Annotated in this window: 19 protein-coding genes; 12 read left to right on the top strand and 7 right to left on the bottom strand. The window is 64.8% G+C overall.

Annotated features, from left to right (window positions below; translation table 11 throughout):
* Window positions 1–61 precede the first annotated feature (61 nt).
* A complete protein-coding gene (locus GYB81_RS04025; RefSeq protein WP_161866491.1) occupies window positions 62–1990 on the top strand; it encodes a transglycosylase SLT domain-containing protein in 1929 nt (642 codons plus the stop codon).
* 66 nt (window positions 1991–2056) lie between these two features.
* Here GYB81_RS04025 and GYB81_RS04020 read toward each other — a convergent pair whose 3' ends face one another.
* Complete coding sequence (locus GYB81_RS04020) at window positions 2057–2863, bottom strand: MOSC domain-containing protein (RefSeq protein WP_161866492.1); 807 nt, start codon at window positions 2861–2863, stop codon at window positions 2057–2059.
* Window positions 2864–2938: 75 nt separating this feature from the next.
* Window positions 2939–3871, bottom strand: coding sequence for a chemotaxis protein CheV (locus tag GYB81_RS04015; protein ID WP_161866493.1), 933 nt, complete (start codon window positions 3869–3871; stop codon window positions 2939–2941).
* 318 nt (window positions 3872–4189) lie between these two features.
* Between GYB81_RS04015 and GYB81_RS04010 the strand changes: the two genes are divergently transcribed.
* From GYB81_RS04010 to GYB81_RS03970, 9 genes are all read left to right on the top strand, one after another.
* The gene (locus GYB81_RS04010; RefSeq protein WP_438810698.1) at window positions 4190–5218 is read left to right on the top strand and encodes a methyl-accepting chemotaxis protein; all 1029 of its coding nucleotides are present in this window, start codon (window positions 4190–4192) and stop codon (window positions 5216–5218) included.
* Between the two features lie 21 nt (window positions 5219–5239).
* A complete protein-coding gene (locus GYB81_RS04005; RefSeq protein ID WP_003245288.1) occupies window positions 5240–5605 on the top strand; it encodes a response regulator in 366 nt (121 codons plus the stop codon).
* A 1-nt stretch (window position 5606) separates the two neighbouring features.
* Window positions 5607–5933, top strand: coding sequence for an STAS domain-containing protein (locus GYB81_RS04000; protein ID WP_161866495.1), 327 nt, complete (start codon window positions 5607–5609; stop codon window positions 5931–5933).
* 13 nt (window positions 5934–5946) lie between these two features.
* Window positions 5947–8166 carry a chemotaxis protein CheA gene (locus GYB81_RS03995; protein WP_161866496.1) on the top strand — a complete coding sequence of 740 codons (2220 nt, stop codon included), beginning with the start codon at window positions 5947–5949 and terminating at the stop codon, window positions 8164–8166.
* Window positions 8167–8179: 13 nt separating this feature from the next.
* Window positions 8180–9823, top strand: a complete 1644-nt coding sequence (locus GYB81_RS03990; protein ID WP_161866497.1) for a methyl-accepting chemotaxis protein — start codon at window positions 8180–8182, stop codon at window positions 9821–9823.
* A gap of 10 nt (window positions 9824–9833) precedes the next feature.
* The gene (locus GYB81_RS03985) at window positions 9834–10343 is read left to right on the top strand and encodes a chemotaxis protein CheW (RefSeq protein WP_161866498.1); all 510 of its coding nucleotides are present in this window, start codon (window positions 9834–9836) and stop codon (window positions 10341–10343) included.
* Entirely contained in the window at window positions 10343–11152 is an 810-nt protein-coding gene (locus GYB81_RS03980) for a CheR family methyltransferase (RefSeq protein ID WP_161866499.1), read from the top strand. The genes GYB81_RS03985 and GYB81_RS03980 overlap by 1 nt, the downstream gene beginning before the upstream one ends.
* Window positions 11153–11174: 22 nt before the next feature.
* A complete protein-coding gene (locus GYB81_RS03975; protein WP_161866500.1) occupies window positions 11175–12278 on the top strand; it encodes a protein-glutamate methylesterase/protein-glutamine glutaminase in 1104 nt (367 codons plus the stop codon).
* Between the two features lie 193 nt (window positions 12279–12471).
* Window positions 12472–13116, top strand: coding sequence for a response regulator (locus tag GYB81_RS03970; RefSeq protein WP_161866619.1), 645 nt, complete (start codon window positions 12472–12474; stop codon window positions 13114–13116).
* On the opposite strand, the gene yegS is transcribed toward GYB81_RS03970, so the two are convergent.
* On the bottom strand, window positions 13100–14026 hold the full coding sequence (gene yegS / locus GYB81_RS03965) for a lipid kinase YegS (protein WP_161866501.1): 927 nt from the start codon (window positions 14024–14026) through the stop codon (window positions 13100–13102). The genes GYB81_RS03970 and yegS overlap by 17 nt on opposite strands.
* 177 nt (window positions 14027–14203) lie before the next feature.
* On the opposite strand from yegS, the gene GYB81_RS03960 reads away from it, so the two are divergent.
* Window positions 14204–14902: a pirin family protein gene (locus GYB81_RS03960; protein WP_161866502.1), complete on the top strand. Its 699-nt coding sequence runs from the start codon at window positions 14204–14206 to the stop codon at window positions 14900–14902.
* Window positions 14903–15022: 120 nt separating this feature from the next.
* Here GYB81_RS03960 and GYB81_RS03955 read toward each other — a convergent pair whose 3' ends face one another.
* The 3 genes from GYB81_RS03955 to GYB81_RS03945 form a co-directional block, all read right to left on the bottom strand.
* On the bottom strand, window positions 15023–16582 hold the full coding sequence (locus GYB81_RS03955; protein ID WP_161866503.1) for an FGGY-family carbohydrate kinase: 1560 nt from the start codon (window positions 16580–16582) through the stop codon (window positions 15023–15025).
* Window positions 16583–16941: 359 nt separating this feature from the next.
* Window positions 16942–18525 carry a glycerol-3-phosphate dehydrogenase/oxidase gene (locus GYB81_RS03950; protein ID WP_161866504.1) on the bottom strand — a complete coding sequence of 528 codons (1584 nt, stop codon included), beginning with the start codon at window positions 18523–18525 and terminating at the stop codon, window positions 16942–16944.
* Between the two features lie 2 nt (window positions 18526–18527).
* On the bottom strand, window positions 18528–20123 hold the full coding sequence (locus tag GYB81_RS03945; RefSeq protein WP_161866505.1) for an FAD-binding oxidoreductase: 1596 nt from the start codon (window positions 20121–20123) through the stop codon (window positions 18528–18530).
* A gap of 125 nt (window positions 20124–20248) precedes the next feature.
* On the opposite strand from GYB81_RS03945, the gene gliR reads away from it, so the two are divergent.
* Window positions 20249–21283: an AraC family transcriptional regulator GliR gene (gene gliR / locus GYB81_RS03940; RefSeq protein WP_161866506.1), complete on the top strand. Its 1035-nt coding sequence runs from the start codon at window positions 20249–20251 to the stop codon at window positions 21281–21283.
* A 188-nt stretch (window positions 21284–21471) separates the two neighbouring features.
* On the opposite strand, the gene GYB81_RS03935 is transcribed toward gliR, so the two are convergent.
* On the bottom strand, window positions 21472–22071 hold the full coding sequence (locus GYB81_RS03935; protein WP_161866507.1) for an HvfX family Cu-binding RiPP maturation protein: 600 nt from the start codon (window positions 22069–22071) through the stop codon (window positions 21472–21474).
* Window positions 22072–22075 lie beyond the last annotated feature (4 nt).

The raw sequence follows: 22075 nt of genomic DNA, 5'->3' as shown, positions 1-22075 counted from the left end.
TAGAAGCATGCAACGACACGGATCGTGTTGCCCCATACCTTTGCTTGCCCCTGGAAATGCCATGCGCAGTCGCTTTCTCTCTGTAGTTTCCTGTCTGATTCTTACCGCCACTGGCATCGCCAGTGTCGAAGCCGCCAGCCTCTCCCAGCAGCGCCAGTACTACGATGAAGCCAAGCGCGCCCTGGCCAAGGGCGACAGCGGCCCTTATCGCCAGTACGCCGGTGCACTGCGCGATTACCCGCTGACGCCGTATCTGGCCTATGACGAGCTGACCAATCGCCTCAAATCGGCGAGCAATGCCGAGATCGAGAAGTTTCTTGCCGAGCACGGCGACCTGCCCCAGGCGAACTGGATGAAGCTGCGCTGGTTGCGCTGGCTGGCCGAACGTGGCGACTGGAAACCCTTCCTCGATCACTACGACCCGGACCTCAACTTCACCGAACTGGATTGCCTGTACGGCCAGTACCAGATGAGCCACGGTCTGACGGCCGAAGGTAATGCCACCGCCGAGAAGCTCTGGCTGGTGGGCAAGTCCCAGCCCAACGCCTGCGACCCGCTGTTCGAACGCTGGGCCGCCAATGGCCAGCTCACCGAACAACGTCGCTGGCAACGCACCAAGCTGGCGGTGGAAAGTGGCAACTACGGGCTGGCCAACTTCCTGATCAAAAGCATGCCCACGCTCGGCGAGCGCGGCAAACTGATGGTCGAAGTGGCGCAGAAGCCGCAATTGCTGAAGAACACCGCACGCTTCACCCCCGCCGATGACGCCATGAGCGATGTGGTCGGTCTCGGCCTGCGCCGCCTGGCCCGGCAGAATCCCGAAGATGCCCTAACCCTGCTCGACGGCTACGCCCAGCGCATGAAGTTCTCCGCCGATGAACAGGTCGCCATCGCCCGGCAGATCGGCCTGCGCCTGGCGCAACGCTTCGACTTGCGCGGCCTGCAGGTCATGGACAAGTACGATCCGCAGCTGCGTGACAACACCGTCAGCGAGTGGCGTGCACGCCTGCTGCTGCGCCATGGCCGTTGGGAAGAGGCCTACCAGCTGACCCAGCGCATGCCGTCCGACCTGGCCAGCAGCAACCGCTGGCGCTACTGGAACGCGCGCAGCCTGCAACTGGCGCAGCCCAACAGCCAGCAACCAGCGGTGCTGTTCCAGGCCCTGGCCAAGGAGCGTGATTTCTACGGATTCATGGCAGCCGATCAAGTCAAGGCGCCCTACGCGCTGAACAACCAGCCACTGGCGCTCGACCCCAAGATCGTGCAGAAAGTGCGCAGCACCGCCGGCATCAAGCGCGCCATGGAATTTCATGCGCGCGGCCAGATCGTCGACGGTCGCCGCGAGTGGTATCACGTCAGCCGCCTGTTCAGCCGTGACGAACTGGTGGCCCAGGCGCGCCTGGCCTACGAAATGGAATGGTACTTCCCGGCCATCCGCACCATCAGCCAGGCCCAGTACTGGGACGACCTGGAAGTGCGCTTCCCCATGGCCCATCGCGACGAACTGGTCCGCGAAGCCAGACGCCGCGATCTGCACTCGAGCTGGGTATTCGCCATCACCCGCCAGGAAAGCGCCTTCATGGCCGACGCCCGCTCCCACGCCGGCGCCATGGGCCTGATGCAGCTGATGCCGGCTACTGCCAAGGAAACCGCGCGCAAGTTCGGCATCCCCCTGGCGTCGCCGCAACAAGCGCTCAACCCGGACACCAACATCCAGCTGGGTGCGGCCTATCTCAGCCAGGTGTACGGCCAGTTCAACGGCAACCGCGTGCTCGCCTCGGCCGCCTACAACGCCGGGCCGGGCCGTGTACGTCAGTGGCTGCGCGGCGCCAATCATCTGAGCTACGACGTCTGGGTGGAGAACATTCCGTTCGACGAGACCCGCCAGTACGTGCAGAACGTGCTGTCCTACTCGGTGATCTACGGTCAGAAGCTGGGCGCGCCGCACCCACTGGTGGCGTGGAACGAGCGTTTCTTCGACGATCAATAAGGGCAGCTGCAGGCTGCAGGCGATCCGCTTTTTCCTGGAGCCTGCGGCCTGTAGCCTCAAGCCGCTCTATTCCAGCACTTCTACCGGCATGCCCAGCTGCAGCTCGCCGATACCTCGCGGCAACAGGTTCTGCCCGAAGAACACATCACCCTCGCGTTCACGATAGGTCTTGAGCGTAGCCAGCGGCTCACGCCGGGCGTCTCGCTCGCCGGTCTGCGGATCGATGGTGGTGAGAATGCAGCGTGAGCAGCCCTTGGCCACCTCGAATTCCACCTCACCGATGCGGATGCGCTTCCAGCTGTCTTCGGCGTAGGGCTCGCTGCCGGTAACGACCAAGTTGGGACGGAAGCGCAGCATCGAGAGCGGCTGGCCGACACGCCGGGACAGATCGTCCAGCGAGGCCTGACCGATCAGCAGCAGCGGGAAACCATCGGCGAACGCCACGCGATCACCCGGCTGGGCATAGGCGGTATCGACCTGGCGGGTGCGCCCTTCTGGCACCTGGACCAGACGGCAGGCCTTGCCCAGCAAGGCACTTAGCCACTCGGCGGCTTCATCGCCGGCATCCGGCACTCGCAGGCTGTCACGCCATACGATGACGCCACGCAGATCCTGCTCTGGGCCTGGCAGCGCAACGGAAAGATCGTCACGACCAGGCGCGCTCAGCGTGAGGCCGCCTCGCGCATCGTACAGCGCGCTCAGCTGGCTCATCTGCGGCAGCAGGCGTTGAGTGATGAAGCGGCCGTTATCGGCGTCGACCAGCATCCAGCGCCGATCACCATGCAGCCCAAGACCATCGACCGCACTGCGCTGCAAGGCCTCGCCGCGGCCGGACTTGAGCGGATAACGGTAAAGCCCCGAGAGACTCAGCATGGGTCAGCTTCCTGTTGGCAAAACGCCGTTATACGAGCTGACGCCGTTGCTCACAAGCACTGCGGACCTGCCGGCCTAGCTTGGCTCGTCCAGCGCGAGGCGCTGGCGGATCACATCCACCAGTTTGTCCGGCTGAAACTTGGAGAGGAAGTTGTCGCAACCGACCTTCTTCACCATCGCCTCGTTGAAGCTGCCGGACAGCGATGTGTGCAGTACCACATAGAGGTCCTTGAGGCGCGGGTCATTACGAATTTCACTGGTAAGGCGATAGCCGTCCATTTCCGGCATCTCGGCATCGGTGAAGATCATCAGCAGCTTGTCGGTCATCACCTCGCCGGTGTCGGCCCACTTCTTCAGCAGGTTGAGCGCCTTCAGGCCATCGCTGGCCATATGCAGGCGGATGCCCAGTTGCGACAAGGTATCGCGCAGCTGGCTGAGGGCGACGCTGGAGTCGTCCACCAGCAGCACCTCGCGACCGCGCGCCTTCTCCAGCAGCGGGTCGGCGAGCTTTTCCTCGGAGACCTTGGTGCTCATCGGCACGATCTCGGCCAGCACCTTCTCGACGTCGATGACTTCGACGATCTGCTCGTCGACCTTGGTGATCGCGGTCAGGTAGTGCTGGCGGCCAGCCCCGCCGGGCGGTGGCTGGATCGACTCCCAGTTGAGGTTGAGGATGCGATCGACGCTGCCGACCAGAAACGCCTGCACCGAACGGTTGTACTCGGTGACGATGATGGTGCTGCGCTCATCCGGTACCAGAGGGCGCATGCCGATGGCCTGCGACAGGTCGATTACCGGGAGGGTCTGGCCACGCAGATTGACCACGCCGCAGACGAAACGGTGGCGTTGCGGCATCAGCGTCAGCTTGGGCATCTGCAGGACTTCCTGCACCTTGAACACGTTGATGGCGAACAACTGCCGGCCGGCCAGGCGGAACATGAGGATTTCCAGGCGGTTCTCGCCGACCAGTTGCGTGCGTTGATCTACTGAATCGAGAATGCCGGCCATCGCCTGCTCCTGCTGAAATATGAACGAATGCTGACCAGGCGCGAGCCGTGGCACGAGGTTATCGGCAGGCCCGGAAAAAGCCGTAGCTTGGCTTTCTGCCACCATACCCGCTGCCCTCTACAGATACCAGTCTGCCCCGCTGCAAACAATCGACATCGGGGCGCCCCTAGGGGCATCTAGGGGAGCCCCCGATACCGCAAAAACTCCCCCGTCTCTATCGTTGCTACATCCTCACTTCCGATAGAGATCCGCCACGTGATCGCCTACACCGCCCTATGGACAGGAATCGCCGTCAGCCTTGCCGGACTTCTTAGCGGCATGCCCTGGCTGGCTGGCGCAGGCTGTGCGCTGAGCACACTGGCCGCGTGCTTTAACCGCCCGGCGCGCCCGGTTGCCGCGCGCAATGCTGCAAGCATAGATGAAGCGCCTGTCGACGCGACGCAACCTGCCAGCGTCGAACCACTGTTGCTGGAGGTGCTGCCGGCCTGGAGCCAGAACCTCGGTCACGTGCGCCAGCTGGTGCAGGAAAATATCCAGCGTCTGTTCGAGCGCTTCGCCGGGCTCAGCGGCCGTCTGGAGCAGACGCTGAACAGCTCCGAGCAGGCCATCGGCGGCGGCGGCGTGACTGCCAACCTGCGCGAGGCACATCGGCGCCTGGACGAAGTCATCGCCTCGTTCCATGGAGCGAGCGCGCGCAAGACCGAGCTGCTCGGCACCATCGCCCACCTGGACAGTTATGCCAGCGAGCTGCAGAAGATGTCCAAGCTGGTGCAGGACATCGCCAGTCAAACCAACCTGCTCGCGCTCAATGCCGCCATCGAGGCGGCGCGCGCCGGCGAACATGGCCGAGGCTTCTCGGTGGTCGCCGACGAAGTGCGCAAGCTCTCCAGCCTGTCGGCCGAAACCGGCCAGCGCATGGGCGAGAAGGTTGGTGAAATCAACCAGGCAATTCGCGCCACGGTAACAGCCGCCGAGGAACTGTCGGGCAGCGAGAAGAGCAATCTCGACTATCTGGACCAGGTCGCTGGCGAAGTGATGCAGCGCCTCAGCGCCAACCTCGATGAACTGTCCAGCAGCTCGCTGCAGCTGCAGCAGGACGCCCGCACCACCCAGGCAGACATTCAGGAAATCATCGTCAGCCTGCAATTCCAGGACCGCACCGACCAGATGCTCGACCACCTGCAGATCGACCTCGACCGCCTGCAGAAGGCGGTACGCGAGCAGGACGGCATTCTCGCCAACCCGACGCGCTGGCTGCGCGAACTGCGCGACCGCTTCACCACCGACGAAGAACGCCACGGTGGCCGGCGCAGCACCAAGCAGCAAGACGACGTGACCTTTTTCTGATTTGCCAAGGAGCAACCCGGCATGGCCAAGACCATTCTGATCGTCGACGACTCACTCTCAATGCGCCAACTGGTGAAGATGACACTTTCCGGCGCCGGCCATACCGTGATCGAAGCGGTGGACGGGCGCGATGCCCTGAGCAAGCTCAACGGGCAGAAGATCAATCTGATCATCAGCGACGTGAACATGCCCAACCTCGACGGCATCGGCCTGGTCAAGGAAGTGAAGGCGCGCAACGAATATCGCTTCACCCCCATCGTCATGCTCACCACCGAAAGCGAACAGGGCAAGAAAGCCGAAGGCCAGGCCGCCGGTGCCAAGGCCTGGATCGTCAAGCCATTCCAGCCACAGCAACTGCTGGCGGCCGTGGACAAGCTGGCCAGCTGACATGTTCGAACTCATTCACGAGCCGCAGCAGCAGCCCGAACGCCTGACACTGATCGGCAGCCTGACCATCTACGAGGTGCGCCAGGCCCACGAGGCGCTTCTGGCAGCGTTGACCGGCAGCAGCGAAGGCGGTCACTGGCAACTCGTCATGGATCGGCTGGAGGAGATGGACAGCGCCGGCGCCCAGCTGTTGCTGGCCCTGCAGCGGCAGTTGAGCGAGCGCCAGACACGCCTGGAAGTGCTCAGTGCCGCCGAAGGTCCGCGTGAGCTGCTGGAGGTACTGCACCTGCATTCGCTCCTTCCTGCCAACCCCGCGGCGCAAGCCTGAGCCGGAGGCACAGATGCTCAATGGAGAACAATGGAGCCAGTTGCTCAGAGGTTTCATCGACGAAGCCGGCGACCTGATCAAACAGGCCGAGGAGTACCTGCTGCAGCTGGACCAGACGCCCGAGGACGAGGATGCCGTCAATGGCCTGTTTCGCGCCATGCACACCCTCAAGGGCTCCGCCGGGCTGTTCTCGCTGACATCGCTGGTCAGCTTCACCCATCACCTGGAAAGCCTGCTGATGTCGGTCCGCGACGGCCAGCGCAAGCTCGAGCCAGCGCTGATCTCGCTGATGCTGCGCTGCCTGGACGAGATCGCCAGCATGGTGGGGCTGATCGATGCCGATACCGGTGAGCTGCCGGTAGACGAGACCCACCAGAACGAGCTGATCGCCGCGCTGGCGGCCTATGGTGCTCCCGCACGCATCGAGCCTGAGGTCATTGCTGTTGACTCGTCTCCTGCCAAGTGCGCGCAACGAGGCCGTTTCGCCCGTTGCGCAAGCTGCGACACAGATGGTGCCTGGCATATTTCCCTGCGATTCGAAGCCGATCTGCTACGCAACGGTTTCGATCCCGCCTCCTTCGTTCGGTACCTGTCTCGTCTGGGCGACATACTGCGCCTCGAAGTCATCGACGAGGCCCTGCCCTCGCTGGCCGAAATGGATCCGGAAAGCTGCTACATCGGTCTGGAAATCGATCTGTGCAGCGAGGCCAGCAAGCTCGAAATCGAAGAGGTGTTCGAGTTCATCCATGACTTCTGCACCCTGCGCATCCTGCCGCCCAACAGCGCGCAGGAGGATTATCTGCGCCTGATTCAGGAGCTGCCGGAAACCGATCAGCGTATCGGCAGCATCCTGATTGCCAGCGGCCTGCTCACCGAACACGAGCTGAATCAGGGGCTGGCCCTGCAGGCAAAGACCGAAGCGGAAAAGCCGCCATTGGGCAGTCTGCTGGTGGAAGAAGGCATGGTCCCGCCACAAGTGGTCAATGCCGCCCTGGCCAAACAGCAGTCGGTTCGCGAGAAACGCAGCCAGGAAAACACTCAGATACGCGTCGCAGCGCACAAGCTCGACGAGCTGATCAACCTGGTCGGCGAGCTGGTGATCAGTGCCGCCGGCGCCCAGCTACGCGCGCAGGCCCATGGCGATGCCGCCTGCGTGGAGAGCACCCAGAGCGTCAACCAGCACGTCGAGCAGATCCGCGAGGCGGCGCTGAAACTGCGCATGATAGAGATCGGCGACACCTTCAACCGCTTCCACCGGGTGGTGCGCGACGTCAGCCAGCAACTGGGCAAGAACATTCGCCTGCAGATCCGCGGCGCCGATACCGAGCTGGACAAGTCGGTGATCGACAAGCTTGCCGACCCGCTCACCCACCTGGTGCGCAATGCCATCGATCACGGCATCGAGTCGGCCGAGCAGCGCCTGGCTGCAGGCAAGCCGGCCGAGGGCCAGCTGCAGCTCAATGCCTATCACGAGTCCGGGATGATCGTCATCGAAGTGGCCGACGACGGTCGCGGTCTGAATACCGAGCGTATCCGCCAGAAGGCGATCGACCGTGGCCTGATCGATGCGCAGGCCAACCTCGCCGAACAGGACATCCACGCGCTGGTGTTCGCCGCCGGTTTCTCCACCGCCGACAGCGTCTCCGATCTCTCAGGCCGCGGCGTTGGCATGGATGTGGTGCGCAGCGTCATCGACGGCCTGCGCGGCACCATCGAGATCGACTCGGTGCTGGGTGCCGGCTGTACCTTCCGCATCCGCCTGCCGCTGACCCTGGCGATCATCGACGGTTTCCTGATCAGCCTCGGCAACGAATACTTCGTAGTTCCCCTGGACATGGTCACCGAGTGCCTGGAAATGGACGCCGAACAACTCGGCGACAGCACCTACGGTTACCTGACCCTGCGCGGCAAACCACTGCCGTGCATTTCCCTGGCGGCGCACTTCGAGCTGCCGATCAGTCACAGCAAGCGCCGCAACATCGTGGTAGTCAATTTTGGCCGGCAACAGGCCGGGCTGGTGGTCGACAACCTGCACGGCGAACTGCAAACCGTGATCAAACCGCTGGGCCTGCTGTTCCAGCATCTGCAGGGCATAGGCGGTTCGACCATCCTGGGCAGCGGGCAGGTCGCCCTCATCCTGGATATCCCAAGCCTGTTCCGCCACCTGCAGAACCAGGTTGAAGCCAGTACCGGCAACTTTCGCCAATCCCGTATCGACATCAGTGGCTCCTGAGGAGTAACCCACCATGCAATTCATCCGCAATCTCAAGATCGGCGTCAGGCTGATCGCCGGCTTTACCCTGGTGGTGATCCTCACGGTCGCCATCGGCGTGATGGGCATTCGCAACCTGGCCGAAGTCAGCCATCTGTCCGACCGCATGTACGAGAACGACATGCTCGGCCTGAACGCGCTGCAGGAAGCCAACACCCAGCTGATCGTCGCCGGTCGCTCGCTGCGCGCCGCGCTGCTGGCCAGTGACGAGGCAGCACGCGACGCTGCCGCCAACCGCGCATTCAAGGCCCTGGGCGACACCAAGGCGCTGGTGGAGCAATCCAAGAGCTCCTTCCTCACCGCAGAAGGTAAGGCCTACGTGGATCGTCTGGACGATCCGCTGAATGACTACGCCGTGCTGCTGGAGCAACTGCTTCGGTCCTACCTGGCTTCCGGCGCCCTGGCCACGGAAACCGGCATCAGCGCACAGATGCCCGAGCTGGCGCGCCGCGGCGAGATCATCGACAACCTGCTCAGCGAGGTGGTCGGCCACAAGCGCGAGCGGGCCCGCGATGCCAATCAGCAGATCAACCAGATCTATACCAGTTCGCGTACCCAGATGATCGTTCTGATCCTCATTGCCGCAGCGCTTGGCTTCGCCATCGGCATCTTCATCACCCGCTCCATCTCAAGGCCTCTGAACCGCGCGGTTGGCGTGGCCAACAGCCTTGCCGAGGGCGACCTGACGGTCAATGTCGAAGTCGACAGCCGTGACGAAACCGGCCGCCTGCTCGCTTCGATGCAACACATGACCGAACGTCTGCGCACCGTGATGGCCGACGTACGTAGTGCCGCCGACTCGCTGTCCTCGGCCTCCGAGGAAGTCAGCGCCACTTCGCAGTCGCTGAGCCAGGCGGCCACCGAGCAGGCTGCCAGCGTCGAGGAAACCACCGCGTCGGTGGAGCAGATGTCCGCCTCCATCGCGCAGAACACCGAAAGCGCGCAGATCACCGACGGCATCGCCGGCAAGGCGGCCAACGACGCCGTACAGGGCGGCCAGGCCGTGCGCGACATGGTCCAGGCGATGAAACAGATCGCCGACAAGATCGGCATCATCGACGACATCGCCTACCAGACCAATCTGCTGGCCCTCAACGCAGCCATCGAGGCGGCGCGTGCCGGCGACCACGGCAAGGGCTTCGCGGTGGTGGCGGCCGAGGTGCGCAAGCTCGCCGAACGCAGCCAGGTCGCCGCCCAGGAAATCGGCGGCGTGGCCAGCAACAGCGTGCACCTGGCCGAACAGGCCGGCGCCCTGCTCGACCAGATCGTGCCGAACATTCAGAAAACCTCCGATCTTGTGCAGGAGATCACTGCCGCCTCGCAGGAACAGAGCAGCGGCGCCGGGCAGATCAACATCGCCATGGGCCAGATGAACCAGATCACCCAGCAGAACGCGTCGGCCTCCGAGGAGCTGGCCGCCACCGCCGAGGAAATGAATGCCCAGGCCAGCCAGCTGCAGGAGCTGATCAGCTACTTCCGTCTGGGCTCCAGCAGCACGGCCAAGGCACCGCGGCGCGACGAGCGCGGCCCGAGCAACGTGCGCGAGCTGCGGCGCAACAGCGAACGCAAGACGCCCGCGGCCCCGGCCGATGAAGGCCAGTTCGTCAACTTCAACTGAGGCCCCTGGCATGAACAGTCTTCAAGCCGGTCAGCAGGCGGCGCCGCCGGAGAGCGTGCAACATCTGTCGTTTCGTGTGCGCGATGCCCGCTACGCCCTGCCCATCGAACTGGTGCGGGAGATCATCGAGTACGGCCAGGTGACCACGGTGCCGATGATGCCGAGCTTCATCCACGGCGTGATCAACCTGCGCGGCAACGTGGTGCCGGTGCTGGACCTGGCCGCCCGCTTCGGCTTCGAGCTGACCCGCCCCGGCAAGCGCACCTGCATCGTGATCATCGAGCTCAATCTGGATGAACAGCAGCAACGCATCGGTCTGGTGGTCGATGCGGTCGACGCGGTGCTCGACATCGAGCCGGGCGAGGTCGAGCAGGCGCCACCTTTCGGCGCCGGCATCCGTACCGATTTCATCGCCGGTATGGCTCGCGACAATGGTGGTTTCACCATCATCATCGACGTGCGTCGGGTACTGTCGCTCGACGATATCCGCCAGTTGAGCCTCGCCCAGCAGGCCAGTTGATGCCCACCGGTAATCTGCCCAAGCTCAACGATCAGGACTTCCGCTTCCTCCAGCGCATGATGCTGGAGGCATCGGGCATCCGCATGGCCGAGCAGAAGCGCACCTTGGTCGCCGGGCGGCTGATGGGCCGACTGCGCTCACTGGAGCTGCAGGACTACAGCCAGTATCTGCAACTGCTCAATCGCCCCGAATCAGCGGATGAGCGGCGTACCGTAATCGACCTGCTGACCACCAACGAGACCTATTTCTTCCGCGAGCCGCAGCACTTCAGGGTACTGGGCGAGTGGGTAGCCAATCAGCGCCGCCCTCTGCACCTGTGGAGCGCGGCCAGCTCCTCCGGCGAAGAGGCTTTCAGCATGGCGATGACCGTGGCCGAGCACGCCCGCACTCAGGACTGGTCGGTATTTGCCAGCGATATCAGTCGCCGGGTACTGGAGCGGGCACGCACCGCCACCTATTCCATGGACCAGGCCGGGCAGTTCCCCCCTGGCTGGCTCAAGCGTCATTGCCTGCGCGGCGTGGAGGAAAGCGAGGGGTTGCTGCGCATCAGCCAGCCGTTGCGCCACCGGGTGACCTTCGCCGAAGTCAATCTGATGCGTCCTCTCGCCCATGGTATCGGTCCATTCGACGTGATCTTCCTGCGCAACGTACTGATCTACTTCGGCGCCGAGCAAAAGCGCGAGATCGTCACCCGCCTGCTCGAACGCCTGCGTCCGGGTGGCCTGTTGTTCATCGGCCACGCCGAAAGCCTGCACGGTTTCGGCCTGCCACTGCGAACCCTGCGCCCGTCGGTCTTCGAGCGCCAATGACGTCATTGCCTGGAGTGCCAAGATGGCCAGCGCTGCCCTGATCAAGGTATTTATCGTCGACGACTCGGCGCTGGTGCGCCAGGTACTGACGGCCTGCCTGGAGAGCCATCCCGGCATTCAGGTGATCGGCCAGGCCGCCGACCCACTGTTCGCCCTGGAGAAGATGCACAAGCAGTGGCCCGACGTGCTGGTGCTGGACGTGGAGATGCCGCGCATGGATGGCATCACCTTCCTGCGCAAGATCATGGCCGAGCGCCCCACGCCGGCGATCATCTGCTCCACCCTGACCGAGGCGGGCGCGGCTGTGACCCTGGATGCGCTCTCGGCTGGTGCGGTCGGTGTGTTCACCAAGGCCAGGCTGGGCCTGCGGGAAAGCCTGCAGCAGATGTCCGGCGATCTGATTCGACAAATCGAGATCGCGGCGCGCAGCCAACCTCGCGCCATGCCACGCAAGGCCGTCGAAGCTGCTCCGGTCACGCCGCTGAAGAGCGAGCGCGCCGCGGCTGTTCACCTGACCACCACCGACCGGGTGGTGGCGCTGGGTACGTCCACGGGCGGTACCCAGGCTCTGGAAGTGGTGCTGCGCCAACTACCGGTCGACTGCCCCGGCATCGTCATCGTGCAACACATGCCGGAGAAGTTCACCGCTGCCTTCGCCCAGCGCCTGGACAGCGTCTGCGCCATCGAAGTACGCGAGGCGCGACATATGGACCGCGTACGTCCCGGCCTGGCGCTGGTGGCGCCAGGTGGCCGCCATATGCAACTCAAACGCAGCGGTGCACAGTACTTCGTCGAGGTGATCGACGGCCCGCCGGTCAACCGTCATCGCCCATCGGTGGACGTACTGTTTCGCTCGGTGGCCAGGCATGCCGGGCACAACGCCCTGGGCGTGATCATGACCGGTATGGGTGATGACGGCGCACGCGGTCTGCTGTGCATGCGCGAGGCGGGCTCGCGTACCGTTGCTCAGGACGAAGCCAGTTGCGTGGTGTTCGGCATGCCCAAGGAGGCCCTGCGTATGGGAGCAGCGCAGAGCAGCGAGTCGCTGCAAGGCATCCCCAGGCTCATCGAGCAGTTCGGGCGCAGCGACACGACCAGAAGCGACGGACGTCAGGCCCCGAACTGACATCGGCCGAGAATGGTCTACCCTGAAGCAGGGGCAGCCACTCGACTCTCACAGCCTGAATCTGGACCCAAGTCCCTATCACCATCGGTTGGCCGCTCACTCTGGAACCTCGGACATCTGTCCGACCGAAAAAGGAGCGCTCACATGTGTGTTGCTTTCCCCTTTTCCCTATCGCGGCCATGACGGTGCTGCCATGACCTGTCGCGTGCTGCTGGCGGACGACCATGCCCTCATCCGCGCCGGTGTACGCGCGATGATCCAGGACATCGCCGACTACACCATCGTCGGCGAGGCCGAAGACGGCAAGGAGACGGTGGAACTGGCTTGTGAACTGGAGCCCGACATCATCCTGCTGGACATTTCCATGAAGCGCGTCAGCGGCCTGGAGGCCCTGCAGGTACTCAATCGCCGTTCGCCGGATTGCAAGGTGCTGATCCTCTCCATGCACACCGGCCCCGAGGTGGTGCTCGAGGCCCTGCAGAAAGGCGCTCACGGTTACCTGCTGAAAGACGCCGCAGCGTTCGAACTGCGCATGGCGCTGGAGGCGGTGCGTCGTGGCGATCGTTACCTCAGTTCGGCCATTGTGCAGCCGGTGATCGAGCAGGCGGTCTCCAAGGTCAATGCCCATTCCGAGCACGGCCTGACCCAACGCCAGCTGGAAATTCTGCGTCTGATCACCCGTGGCGAATCGACCCGTTCCATCGCCAACGGCCTCGGGCTGAGCGTGAAGACCGTCGAGGCGCATCGGGCGCAGATCATGAAGCGTCTACAGATCCACGACGTGCCCAGCCTGGTGCTCTATGCGGTACGCGAGGGCATCATCAGTCCGGACGACTGAGCGCGCGTTCAGACCGCTTCCCCAGCAGCGGACAAGCCGGTGGCAGGTGCAGACGCAGTGCCGCCGGACATGCCTCGAAACGCTGCTGCGTGCTTTGCGTGGGCTCCCCGTCAAGATTCAGATCCAGGCCTTCCAGTGCCTCCACCTCCAGCCAGGGCAGCCGCGCGCTGATCGCAACGCTTTGCAAGCCATGCATGCCGCCAGTCAGCAGCGTGCCGAGCGTGCTCACCACGTCCTGCGCTGCCGGCACGATGCTGACATCCAGCAGGCCATCATCGATGGTCGCATCCGGGCAAAGCAGATGCCCGCCGCCGGCCTGACGTCCATTGCCGATACCGAGGGCGAGAAATTCGCCTTGCCATTCGAAGTCAGGCCCATGAAAACGGCCCGCAGCGGCACGCACTTCGGAAAAGCGGCTAAGCCCTGTCAGCAGGTAGGCGGCGCCACCCAGGACTTTCTTGAGGTCTTCCGAGGTATTGGCCGTGACATTGGAGCCGAAGCCACCGGTGGCCATATTGAGAAAGGCGCGATCGCCGGCCATGCCGACATCCACCGCTACGGGCTCCACTTCCAGCAGCGCCATTGCCGCAGCGGGCGTCAGCGGGACGCCCGCTGCGTGGGCGAAGTCGTTGGCCGTACCCAGCGGCAACAGGGCCAGGCTGGCCTCACTGCGGGCCTTGACCAATGCCTCGACCACATCACGCAGCGTGCCATCCCCACCACCAGCGATCAGGGTCGGGTAACCGGCCGCCAGCCCTTCGTGCACCAGACGTTCGGCATCACCACCTTCCCAGGTCAGACGCACCGCCAGATCCCAGCCACGCTCGCGCAGACCGTTCACCGCCGCCCTCACCTCCTCGTTCAACGCCTGCTTGCCATGCAGAATCAGCCAGGCCTTGCGCTCGCGCATCGCAGTCCTCCTTGAAACGGATAGACGAAAGACTAGTGCGTGCCTCCCGCCAAAATTAATCAAATAAATAGATAGTTAAACTGCAAATATTGCGCTTTTAAATCGATCAATCAAAAAGGAATATTTATCCATCGACATTGCACGGGACTGACCTCGTGCATGACTGGAGGATTGACCATGATCGATGTACGTCCGTTCGAACAACTCGGTGGCGCTCATCACGGCTGGCTGAATGCCCGCCACCATTTCTCGTTCGCTGAATACTATGACGCCGAGCGGATGAACTGGGGCCGCCTGCGCGTCTGGAACGACGACGAGATCGCCCCGCATTCGGGCTTCCCGCCGCATCCGCACCGCGACATGGAAATCATCACCTACGTCCGCGAAGGGGCGATCAGCCACGAGGACAACCTGGGCAACAAGGGACGTACCGAAGCCGGCGACGTGCAGGTGATGAGCGCCGGCACCGGCATCGCCCACAGCGAGTACAACCTGGAGGACGAGACCACCAGGATCTTCCAGATCTGGATCCAGCCGAACCAGGCCGGGTTGCCGCCGTCCTGGGGGGCCAAGCCGTTCCCCAAAGGCGATCGCTCCGGAGCCTTCGTCACCCTGGCCAGCGGCTACGAGGAAGACGTCGATGCCCTGCGCATCCGCACTGACGCACGCCTGGTAGCGGCCACGATCAAGGCTGGGCAAAGCGCCGAGTACGTGCTGCAGCCCGGTCGCAAGGCCTATCTGGTGGGCGCCACCGGCGCCTTCACCGTCAACGGCGTAGCGGCCAAGGCACGTGATGGCGTGGCCATCGCCGATGAAGCGCTGATCCGCGTCGAGGCCCAGGAAGACAGCGAGATCGTGCTGGTGGATGTCGCCTGATGCCAAACCAATCGCCCTCCGCTCTGGAGGGCGACTTGTTTTCTGTAGGAGGGGCTTTAGCCGCGATCCAGATAGTCTCGGTCGCGGCTAAAACCCCTCCCACAAATCCCTTCACTCAACTCACGCCGGATAACCGGTGATCTTGCGAATGCGCTGGTACAGCGGTTTGAGCTGACGGTACATGCGCTGATAGACCTGCCCGTAGAGCTGCTGGTAAACGCGCTGTGCCTCCGGGTTCGGCTGGAACACCTGGCCGACGCGGGTCATGGCGGCGATGGCGCTCGGGTAATCGGCGTGCAGCCCCAGGCCCACCGCGCAGTTGATCGCCGCGCCCAGCCCACTGGTCTCGTACAGATGCGGACGCTCGGCCGGCAGGCCGAAGATATCGGCGGTCAGCTGCATCGCCGCATCGCTCTGTGAACCGCCACCTGATACGCGCAGGCGCTCGATACGTGTGCCGGCGCGTTTCTCGATGCGCTCCTTGCCCTGACGCAGGGCGTAGGCCAATCCCTCCAGAATCGCCCGATACAGATGCGCGCGGGTGTGCACGTCGCCAAAACCGATGATCGAACCCTTGGCCTCCAGGCCCGGCTCGCGGATGCCCGGCGTCCAGTAAGGCTGCAGCATCAGACCCATGGAGCCGGGCGGCACGGCGTTGACCAGCTCGTCGAACAGCGCCTCGGGCGGCACGCCCAGTGCCTCGGCGCGCTGCATTTCGCGCAGGCCGAACTCGCGCTTGAACCAGCTGACCATCCAGAAGCCGCGATAGATCATCACCTCGGTGTTGAAATGATCCGGCAATGCCGCCGGGTAAGGCGGGATCAGCCGGATGGTTTCCAGATAGCGACTGCGTGTGGTGTTGATGGTCGCGGTGGTTCCGTAGGACAGGCAGGCCGTGCTGGCCTCCAGCGCGCCGGAGCCGAGCACTTCGCACGCCTTGTCGGCCCCGGCGGCGATCAGCGGCAGGCCCTCGGGGATACCGGTATGACGGCTGGCGGAGGCCGTGATGCTGCCCAGTCGCTCGCCCGGCTTGAACAGCTCGGGCAGTTGCTCGGGGCGCACCTTCAGCGCCTGCCATTTCCAGTCGCCCGGCGCCGCCCAGCGCAAGCGCTTGTAGTCGAACGGCAGGTAGGCCACGCAGCTGCTGGTGGAATCGACGAAGCGGCCGCACAGGCGCTGGGTGAGAAAACCCGAGAGCAACAGCACCTTATGCGCGCGATTCGCGATGTCCGGCTGATGCTGAGCCACCCAGTTGACCTCGGCCTGGGCGCGGAAGTGATCCACCGCCTCCTCGGCCCGCGCCAGCTTGAACAGCCAGCCCCAGGGGCCCTTGATCCGTCCCTGCACCTCGGCGCGGCGCTGGTCGAGCCAGAGAATCGCCGGGCGCAGCGGCGCACCCTGCTCGTCGACATGGATGATGCTGCCGCGCTGGGTGGTAACGGCGACGCCGCGGATCAGGCGGCGGTCGATATTCACCTGCTGCCACAGCAGCCGGCAGGCCTCGCCGAGGCTGGCCCAGTAGTATTCCGGGTCCTGCTCGGCCCAGCCCGGCTGGCTGGAGAAATAGGGGTCGAGCTCGACCTTGCCCTTGGCCAGCAGGTTGCCTTGGGTATCGAACAGCAGCGCTCGCACGCTCTGGGTGCCGTTGTCGATGCTCAGCAGGTAGCTTGGTTCGCTCAAGGTGTGGTCCTTTTGTTATGTCTCCCCTCTCCCATTTATGGGGCGTAAGCGGAAATAGCGAAGCACTGCTTCGCCCGCTGAAGCGCCCTGAGCTCTGCGAAGGGCTGGGGCGCAGAGCGGGGGCCGGGGGAGAGGGTGTTCCGTCTGAGCCAGGTGGCCTGCGAATAAACGCCTTCCCTCTCCCCAACCCTCTCCCGCAAGCGGGAGAGGGAGCTGATCGGAGTTGCCGCAATCTAGCTACGTAGCCCGGATGAAAGCCGGGAGCTGCATCGTCGTTCATCCCCGGATTGCATCCGGGCTACAAGCGACAGGCCCGGGTAGCAGTGGATTGCCAGTGCCCACGGTGCACCCTACGCACATCATTCGCTGTCATCCGGCAGGCTATAGCAACGCCGCCACAACGCCAGGTAATCCGTCTCTTCCTGCTGCCAGCGTGCATCGTTCCAACCCAGGCGCGGCTGGCACAGCGCGCGGATGCGCGGCAGTTCGGCGCGGCCGCCTTCGGCCAAGAGCAGGCCCAGGCGCGTGCGGCGCAGCAGCAGGTCGTCCAGGTGCAGCACCAGCTCGCCCTCGGCGGCCCAGGCCAGCTCGGCCCACAGGGTGTTCGTACCCGCGACGCAATCGCCGCCCACCTCGTCGATAAGACGCAGCACCTCGCCCAGCTGGCGGCCATGGCGGCCGGCCAGCCGGCGTTGCTGCGCCGGAGTCAATGCCGGCATCGGCCTCGGTGTACTCGCAGCGAAGACCGCGCCGCCCTGATCGTCCACCGCTTTGCCGACAAAGCCCGCGCAGGCGCGCAGTACCTCCAGCGCCAGCAGGCGAAAGGTGGTCAGCTTGCCGCCAGCCAGGGTCACGCTGCCTGGTTCGATCCATAGCGCATGTTCGCGCTTCTCGTCCGAGGGTTTCAGCCCGGCGCTGCCATCGCTCACCACCGGGCGCACGCCGGCCCAGGTCGACAGCACGTCGCCGCGCGTCACTTCGGCGCACGGAAATTGCTGGGCACAGGCGGCTAGCAGGTAATCGACCTCCTCCTTGCTGATCGCCGCCTCGGTGTCCAGATCGTCCGCATGATCCAGATCGGTGGTGCCGATCACCGTCGCGCCCTCCCAGGGGAAGACGAATACCGGCCGGCCATCGGCCGCATGCATAAAGCTGAAGGCATGCGCCACCGGCAGGCGCCAGCCGGCCAGCAGCAGATGGCTGCCGCGCAGCGGACGGATGCGGCCATTGCCAGGCTGACGCAGGCGATCGGCCCAGGCACCTGTGGCTTGCGCCACGGCGCGGCTGCGCAGGCGGTACTGCTTGCCCGTTTCCACATCCTCGGCGAGCACGCCGAGCACCTGTCCCGCTTCACGCAACAACTCGACCACACGCATGCCATTGAGCGCCTCTGCGCCTTCGGCACGTGCCTCGCACAGCACGCGCTGCACCAGGCGGGCATCGTCGGTCACCGCGTCGAAGAAGCGCGTGCCGCCGAGCAGGCCGTCCTCACGGATGCCCGGCGCCAGGTAACGCAGCTGCTGCAGCGGGTAGAACAGATGGTTGCGCTTGCCGGCCAGGGCGTCGTACAGGCTCAGCAGGCCGCCGAATACCTTCGGCCCGGGGAAGCCGCCGCGGTAATGCGGCATGACGAAACTCAGCGGCTCCACCAGCCCCGGCGCCTCGCCGAGCAGGCGCTGGCGCTCGCGCACCGAGTCGCGGGTCAGCCCCAGCTGGCCCTTGGCGACGTAGCGCAGGCCACCGTGCACCATCTTCGACGAGCGACTGGAGGTGCCCCAGGCAAAGTCGCGCTGCTCCAGCAGCAGGCAGCGCCAGCCGCGTCGCGCCGCCTCCCGCAGGATGCCGGCGCCGCAGATGCCGCCGCCGATCACCAGCAGATCCCAGTCATACGCGGCCAGCTCGGGCAGCGCACGCTCGCGCCAGCGGGCGTTCCAAAGTTCCATGCTCAATCCTGCAACAGCACGCCGGGAGCCAGGCGCTGCTCCGGGTCGAAATGCGTGGCCAGGCTGCGCAGCGTAGCCATGCCCAGCTCGCCCTTCTCCGCCGCCAGATAAGGTGCGTGGTCACGACCGACGCCGTGCTGATGGCTGATGGTGCCGCGATTCTCGGCGATGGTGCGGCTGGCCGCCGCCTTGAGCCGCTGCCAGCGCGCCATCGCCTCGGCGTAGTCGGCGCCGGGGCGGAACACGTAGGTGGTGTAGATGCTCGAACCCTCGCCGTAGACGTGCGACAGGTGGGTGAACACGTGCACCCGCTCGCCCTCCCCGGTCAGCTCGTCACGCAGGCTGGCCTCGACCTTGTTCAACAGGTTGTCGACGTTGGACCAGTCGGTGGCGGTTTCCAGGGTGTCCACCAGGTAGCCGCGCTCCCACAGACCGTGACGCAGATAGGGGAAGCGAAAGCGGTTATGCTCCCACTTCTTGCCCAGCAGGGTGCCGGTGAACACCCCGCCAAAGCCTTTCAGCAGGCGCCGCGTCTGTTTCAGCGAGGCGGCGTTCTGTACCCGGCTGCCGGTGACGCCGAAGGTCAGCATGCATTTCTCGTCACGGGCGCCGCGCAGCGCCAGGTACTTTTCCAGCAGCGCGATCTGCTGCGGGTGGCCGGCCAGGGCCAGCTGGGTGCGGGTTTCGATGGCGTTGGACAGGCGCAGCATGGACAGCGGCACACGCGCCTGAGCCAGACTGCGAATGGCGCTCAGCGCCTGTTGCCAGTTGGGCAGGAATACCGCGTAGAAGCGCTCCTGCTCGGCCAGACGGCTGATACGCACGCGCACCTCGGAGATCACCCCGAAACGCCCTTCCGAACCCAGCACCAGCTCGCGCAGATCGGGGCCGGCGGCCGACGCCGGGAAGGTGGGAATCTCCAGAGTGCCGGCGAAGGTTTCCAGCTTGCCGCCGGCGAACAGTTGCTCGATGCGCCCGTAGCGCAGCGACTGCTGACCGCTGGAGCGGCTGGCGACCCAGCCGCCGAGGGTCGACAGCTCCCAGGATTGCGGGAAGTGGCCCAGCGTATAGCCGCGCGCGCGCAACTGGCTTTCCACCTGCGGGCCGTTGGCGCCAGGGCCGAAGGTGGCGATCAGGCTGTCCTCGTCGATATCCAGCAGGCGCGTCATGCGCTCCAGCGACAGGGTCAGCACCGGGCGCTGCCCGGCCTGCGGGTTGATGTGGCCGGCCACCGAAGTGCCGCCACCGTAGGGGATCAGGGTGACGTCATGCTTCTGTGCCCAGGCCAGCAGCTCGCGGATCTGCTCGGCGCTTTCCGGGCAGGCGACGCCATCGGGAAACAGGCCGAACTCGCCGGAGCGCATGGCCAGCCAGTCCGGCAGGCTCTGGCCACGGGCATGGCGCACGCGCACGTCGGCATCAACGCTGATCAGCGGATGCGGGGCCAGACGCGAGGCCGGCACACGCGCCAGCACGTCCTGCAGGCTGGCGTCGGCCAGGCGCTGCCCCGGCCCGATCAGCTCCGCGAGAAAGGCCTCGCCATGGGCCGGCAGTTCCACCTCGGTCGCTTCGTCTCCCCATCCGTTCCAGCGTCGCATCGCATCCCCCATTCCGATCAGCACTTATGGCTGCCTATACTAGCCAGCCGCCGATTTCCGTCACTGTCGAATCGGGACAGGCCATATCGCCAATCAAGACAGGCCTCGCAGAACAAGAAGAATCCATGGAAAACCTCGGCTACACCTCGGTTCCCGCTCTGCTCAAGTACCTGCGCCAAGCCGAACAGCTCGGTCTGGATATCGACCGTGCGCTGGCCGCCGCCGGTGTCCAGGCGCAGGATCTGGCCGACAACGGCAAGCGGATTCCCAGCGAGGTGCACGAACGCCTGCTCGCGCATCTGCTGGAGGTGTCCGGCGACCCGCTGTTCGGCCTGCACGCCGCGCGTTTCGTGCAGCCCGGCTCGTGGAGCGTGCTCGGTTATATCGCCATGAACTGCGCCACCCTGGGTGAAGCCATGGGCCGCATCGTGCCGTACGAGAAACTGGTGGGCGACATGGGCACCAGCCGTCTCGAAGCCGCCGAGGATCACGTGCGGCTGATCTGGAGTTGTCGCCATCAGGCGCCGCAGGTGCGCCGGCACATGGTGGAGAACGTGCTCGCCTCCTGGCTGCTGTACGCACGCTGGATCGCCGACTCCGAGCACTCGCCGCGCGAAGTCTGGTTCGAGCACGCGCAACCGGCCGGCACCGAGCTGGCCGAATACCAGGCGCTGTTCGGCTGCCCGGTACTGTTCGAGCAACCCTGCAACGCCCTGCTGGTGCCGCTGGACTACCTCGGCGTGCCGCTGCGCCAGGCCGACGCCAACCTGCTGCGCACCCTGGAGGAACACGCTCTGGCGCTGATGGCCGGGCTCGACGAGGACGAGCCGCTGCCGCAGCGGGTGAAGAACGCCCTGCGCCTGCTGCTCAAGGACGGCCTGCCGCGCAAGGAACGGGTGGCGGAGAAGTTCGACATGACCGTGCGCACCCTGCAGCGCCACCTGCAGCAGGCCGGCACCAGCTATCAGCAGATTCTCGACGAGCTGCGCCAGGAGCTGGCCGAGCACTACCTGCTGCGCAGCGACCTGGCGATCCAGGACATTGCCTGCTACCTCGGTTTCACCGAGGCGCGCTCCTTCCACCGCAGCTTCAAGGGCTGGACCGGGCAGACGCCGGGCGAATTTCGTGAGAGCCGGCGCCGCGACAATCCGCTGGGTTAGCAGGCCGCTGAAAAACGTAGGCGAGGCAGGCAAGACAATACCGATGGCGGCCCCGCAAAAACGGCCGAAAAAAGCACTGGGCCCGCACTCGGGTTTACGTGCTGTAAATGAGCATTTTGACTGGGCTCGCACGCGAGGTCGTTTTTTAACGCAGTATTGCCAACGCAGGTAGTTTTTCAGTGGCCTGCTTAGCGCGGAGTTCGGAAACGTCGCGCGAGCCAGTAATCGATGCTCAACCAGCGCCCTGCCCCGCTGAAGAACAACGCCACCAGCATCACCAGGTAGGTGGCGGCGAACTCGATGCCGTTGTTCAGCACCACGAACTTGCCGCTACCAGTCAGCCAGTCGTAATTGCCGTGCTCACGCAGGATGCTGCGCGCCCGTTCGAGCTTCTCCGCCGCCGCCAGCACGCGCTCGTTGGCGAACGGCGCGGACGGGTCGGCAATCGCCTGCCAGCCATAGGGCCAGTGCACGGCGAAGATCGCCACCAGCATGGTGACGATCAGTGGAATGCTGATCCAGCGCACGGCAAAGCCGAACAACAGCAGAATGGCGCCACCGGCCTCGGTCAGCGCTGCCGCCCAGGCCAGTAGCTCGGGAAATGGCAGGCCCAGGCCCCAGTCCGGGTTGCCGAACCAAGCGGCGGTAGCGTCGATGTCGGCCAGTTTCTGTGTACCGGCCATCCAGAACACCGGCACCAGATACAGGCGCAGCAGCAGCGGGCCGAGAAAATCCAGGCGCCGGGTAGCCTCCAGCGCGTCCTGGAAGCGATTGAGCAAAGCGATCATGGCG

Origin of the sequence: Pseudomonas yangonensis (assembly GCF_009932725.1) — a bacterium.
GTDB lineage: Bacteria > Pseudomonadota > Gammaproteobacteria > Pseudomonadales > Pseudomonadaceae > Aquipseudomonas > Aquipseudomonas yangonensis.
The sequence above is the reverse complement of the archived record's forward strand: the minus strand, read 5'-3'. Positions and strand labels throughout refer to the sequence as shown.

What these genes read in the sequence shown, in the direction of transcription:
- GYB81_RS03990 (WP_161866497.1), top strand. Translation starts at nt 8,180, where the DNA reads ATGCAATTCATCCGCAATCTCAAGATCGGCGTCAGGCTGATCGCCGGC.
- GYB81_RS03950 (WP_161866504.1), bottom strand. Translation starts at nt 18,525, where the DNA reads ATGGAACTTTGGAACGCCCGCTGGCGCGAGCGTGCGCTGCCCGAGCTG.
- GYB81_RS03975 (WP_161866500.1), top strand. Translation starts at nt 11,175, where the DNA reads ATGGCCAGCGCTGCCCTGATCAAGGTATTTATCGTCGACGACTCGGCG.
- GYB81_RS04020 (WP_161866492.1), bottom strand. Translation starts at nt 2,863, where the DNA reads ATGCTGAGTCTCTCGGGGCTTTACCGTTATCCGCTCAAGTCCGGCCGC.
- GYB81_RS03970 (WP_161866619.1), top strand. Translation starts at nt 12,472, where the DNA reads ATGACCTGTCGCGTGCTGCTGGCGGACGACCATGCCCTCATCCGCGCC.
- GYB81_RS04010 (WP_438810698.1), top strand. Translation starts at nt 4,190, where the DNA reads ATGCCCTGGCTGGCTGGCGCAGGCTGTGCGCTGAGCACACTGGCCGCG.
- GYB81_RS03985 (WP_161866498.1), top strand. Translation starts at nt 9,834, where the DNA reads ATGAACAGTCTTCAAGCCGGTCAGCAGGCGGCGCCGCCGGAGAGCGTG.
- GYB81_RS03945 (WP_161866505.1), bottom strand. Translation starts at nt 20,123, where the DNA reads ATGCGACGCTGGAACGGATGGGGAGACGAAGCGACCGAGGTGGAACTG.
- yegS (WP_161866501.1), bottom strand. Translation starts at nt 14,026, where the DNA reads ATGCGCGAGCGCAAGGCCTGGCTGATTCTGCATGGCAAGCAGGCGTTG.
- GYB81_RS04000 (WP_161866495.1), top strand. Translation starts at nt 5,607, where the DNA reads ATGTTCGAACTCATTCACGAGCCGCAGCAGCAGCCCGAACGCCTGACA.
- GYB81_RS03980 (WP_161866499.1), top strand. Translation starts at nt 10,343, where the DNA reads ATGCCCACCGGTAATCTGCCCAAGCTCAACGATCAGGACTTCCGCTTC.
- gliR (WP_161866506.1), top strand. Translation starts at nt 20,249, where the DNA reads ATGGAAAACCTCGGCTACACCTCGGTTCCCGCTCTGCTCAAGTACCTG.
- GYB81_RS03995 (WP_161866496.1), top strand. Translation starts at nt 5,947, where the DNA reads ATGCTCAATGGAGAACAATGGAGCCAGTTGCTCAGAGGTTTCATCGAC.
- GYB81_RS04005 (WP_003245288.1), top strand. Translation starts at nt 5,240, where the DNA reads ATGGCCAAGACCATTCTGATCGTCGACGACTCACTCTCAATGCGCCAA.
- GYB81_RS04025 (WP_161866491.1), top strand. Translation starts at nt 62, where the DNA reads ATGCGCAGTCGCTTTCTCTCTGTAGTTTCCTGTCTGATTCTTACCGCC.
- GYB81_RS03960 (WP_161866502.1), top strand. Translation starts at nt 14,204, where the DNA reads ATGATCGATGTACGTCCGTTCGAACAACTCGGTGGCGCTCATCACGGC.
- GYB81_RS04015 (WP_161866493.1), bottom strand. Translation starts at nt 3,871, where the DNA reads ATGGCCGGCATTCTCGATTCAGTAGATCAACGCACGCAACTGGTCGGC.
- GYB81_RS03935 (WP_161866507.1), bottom strand. Translation starts at nt 22,071, where the DNA reads ATGATCGCTTTGCTCAATCGCTTCCAGGACGCGCTGGAGGCTACCCGG.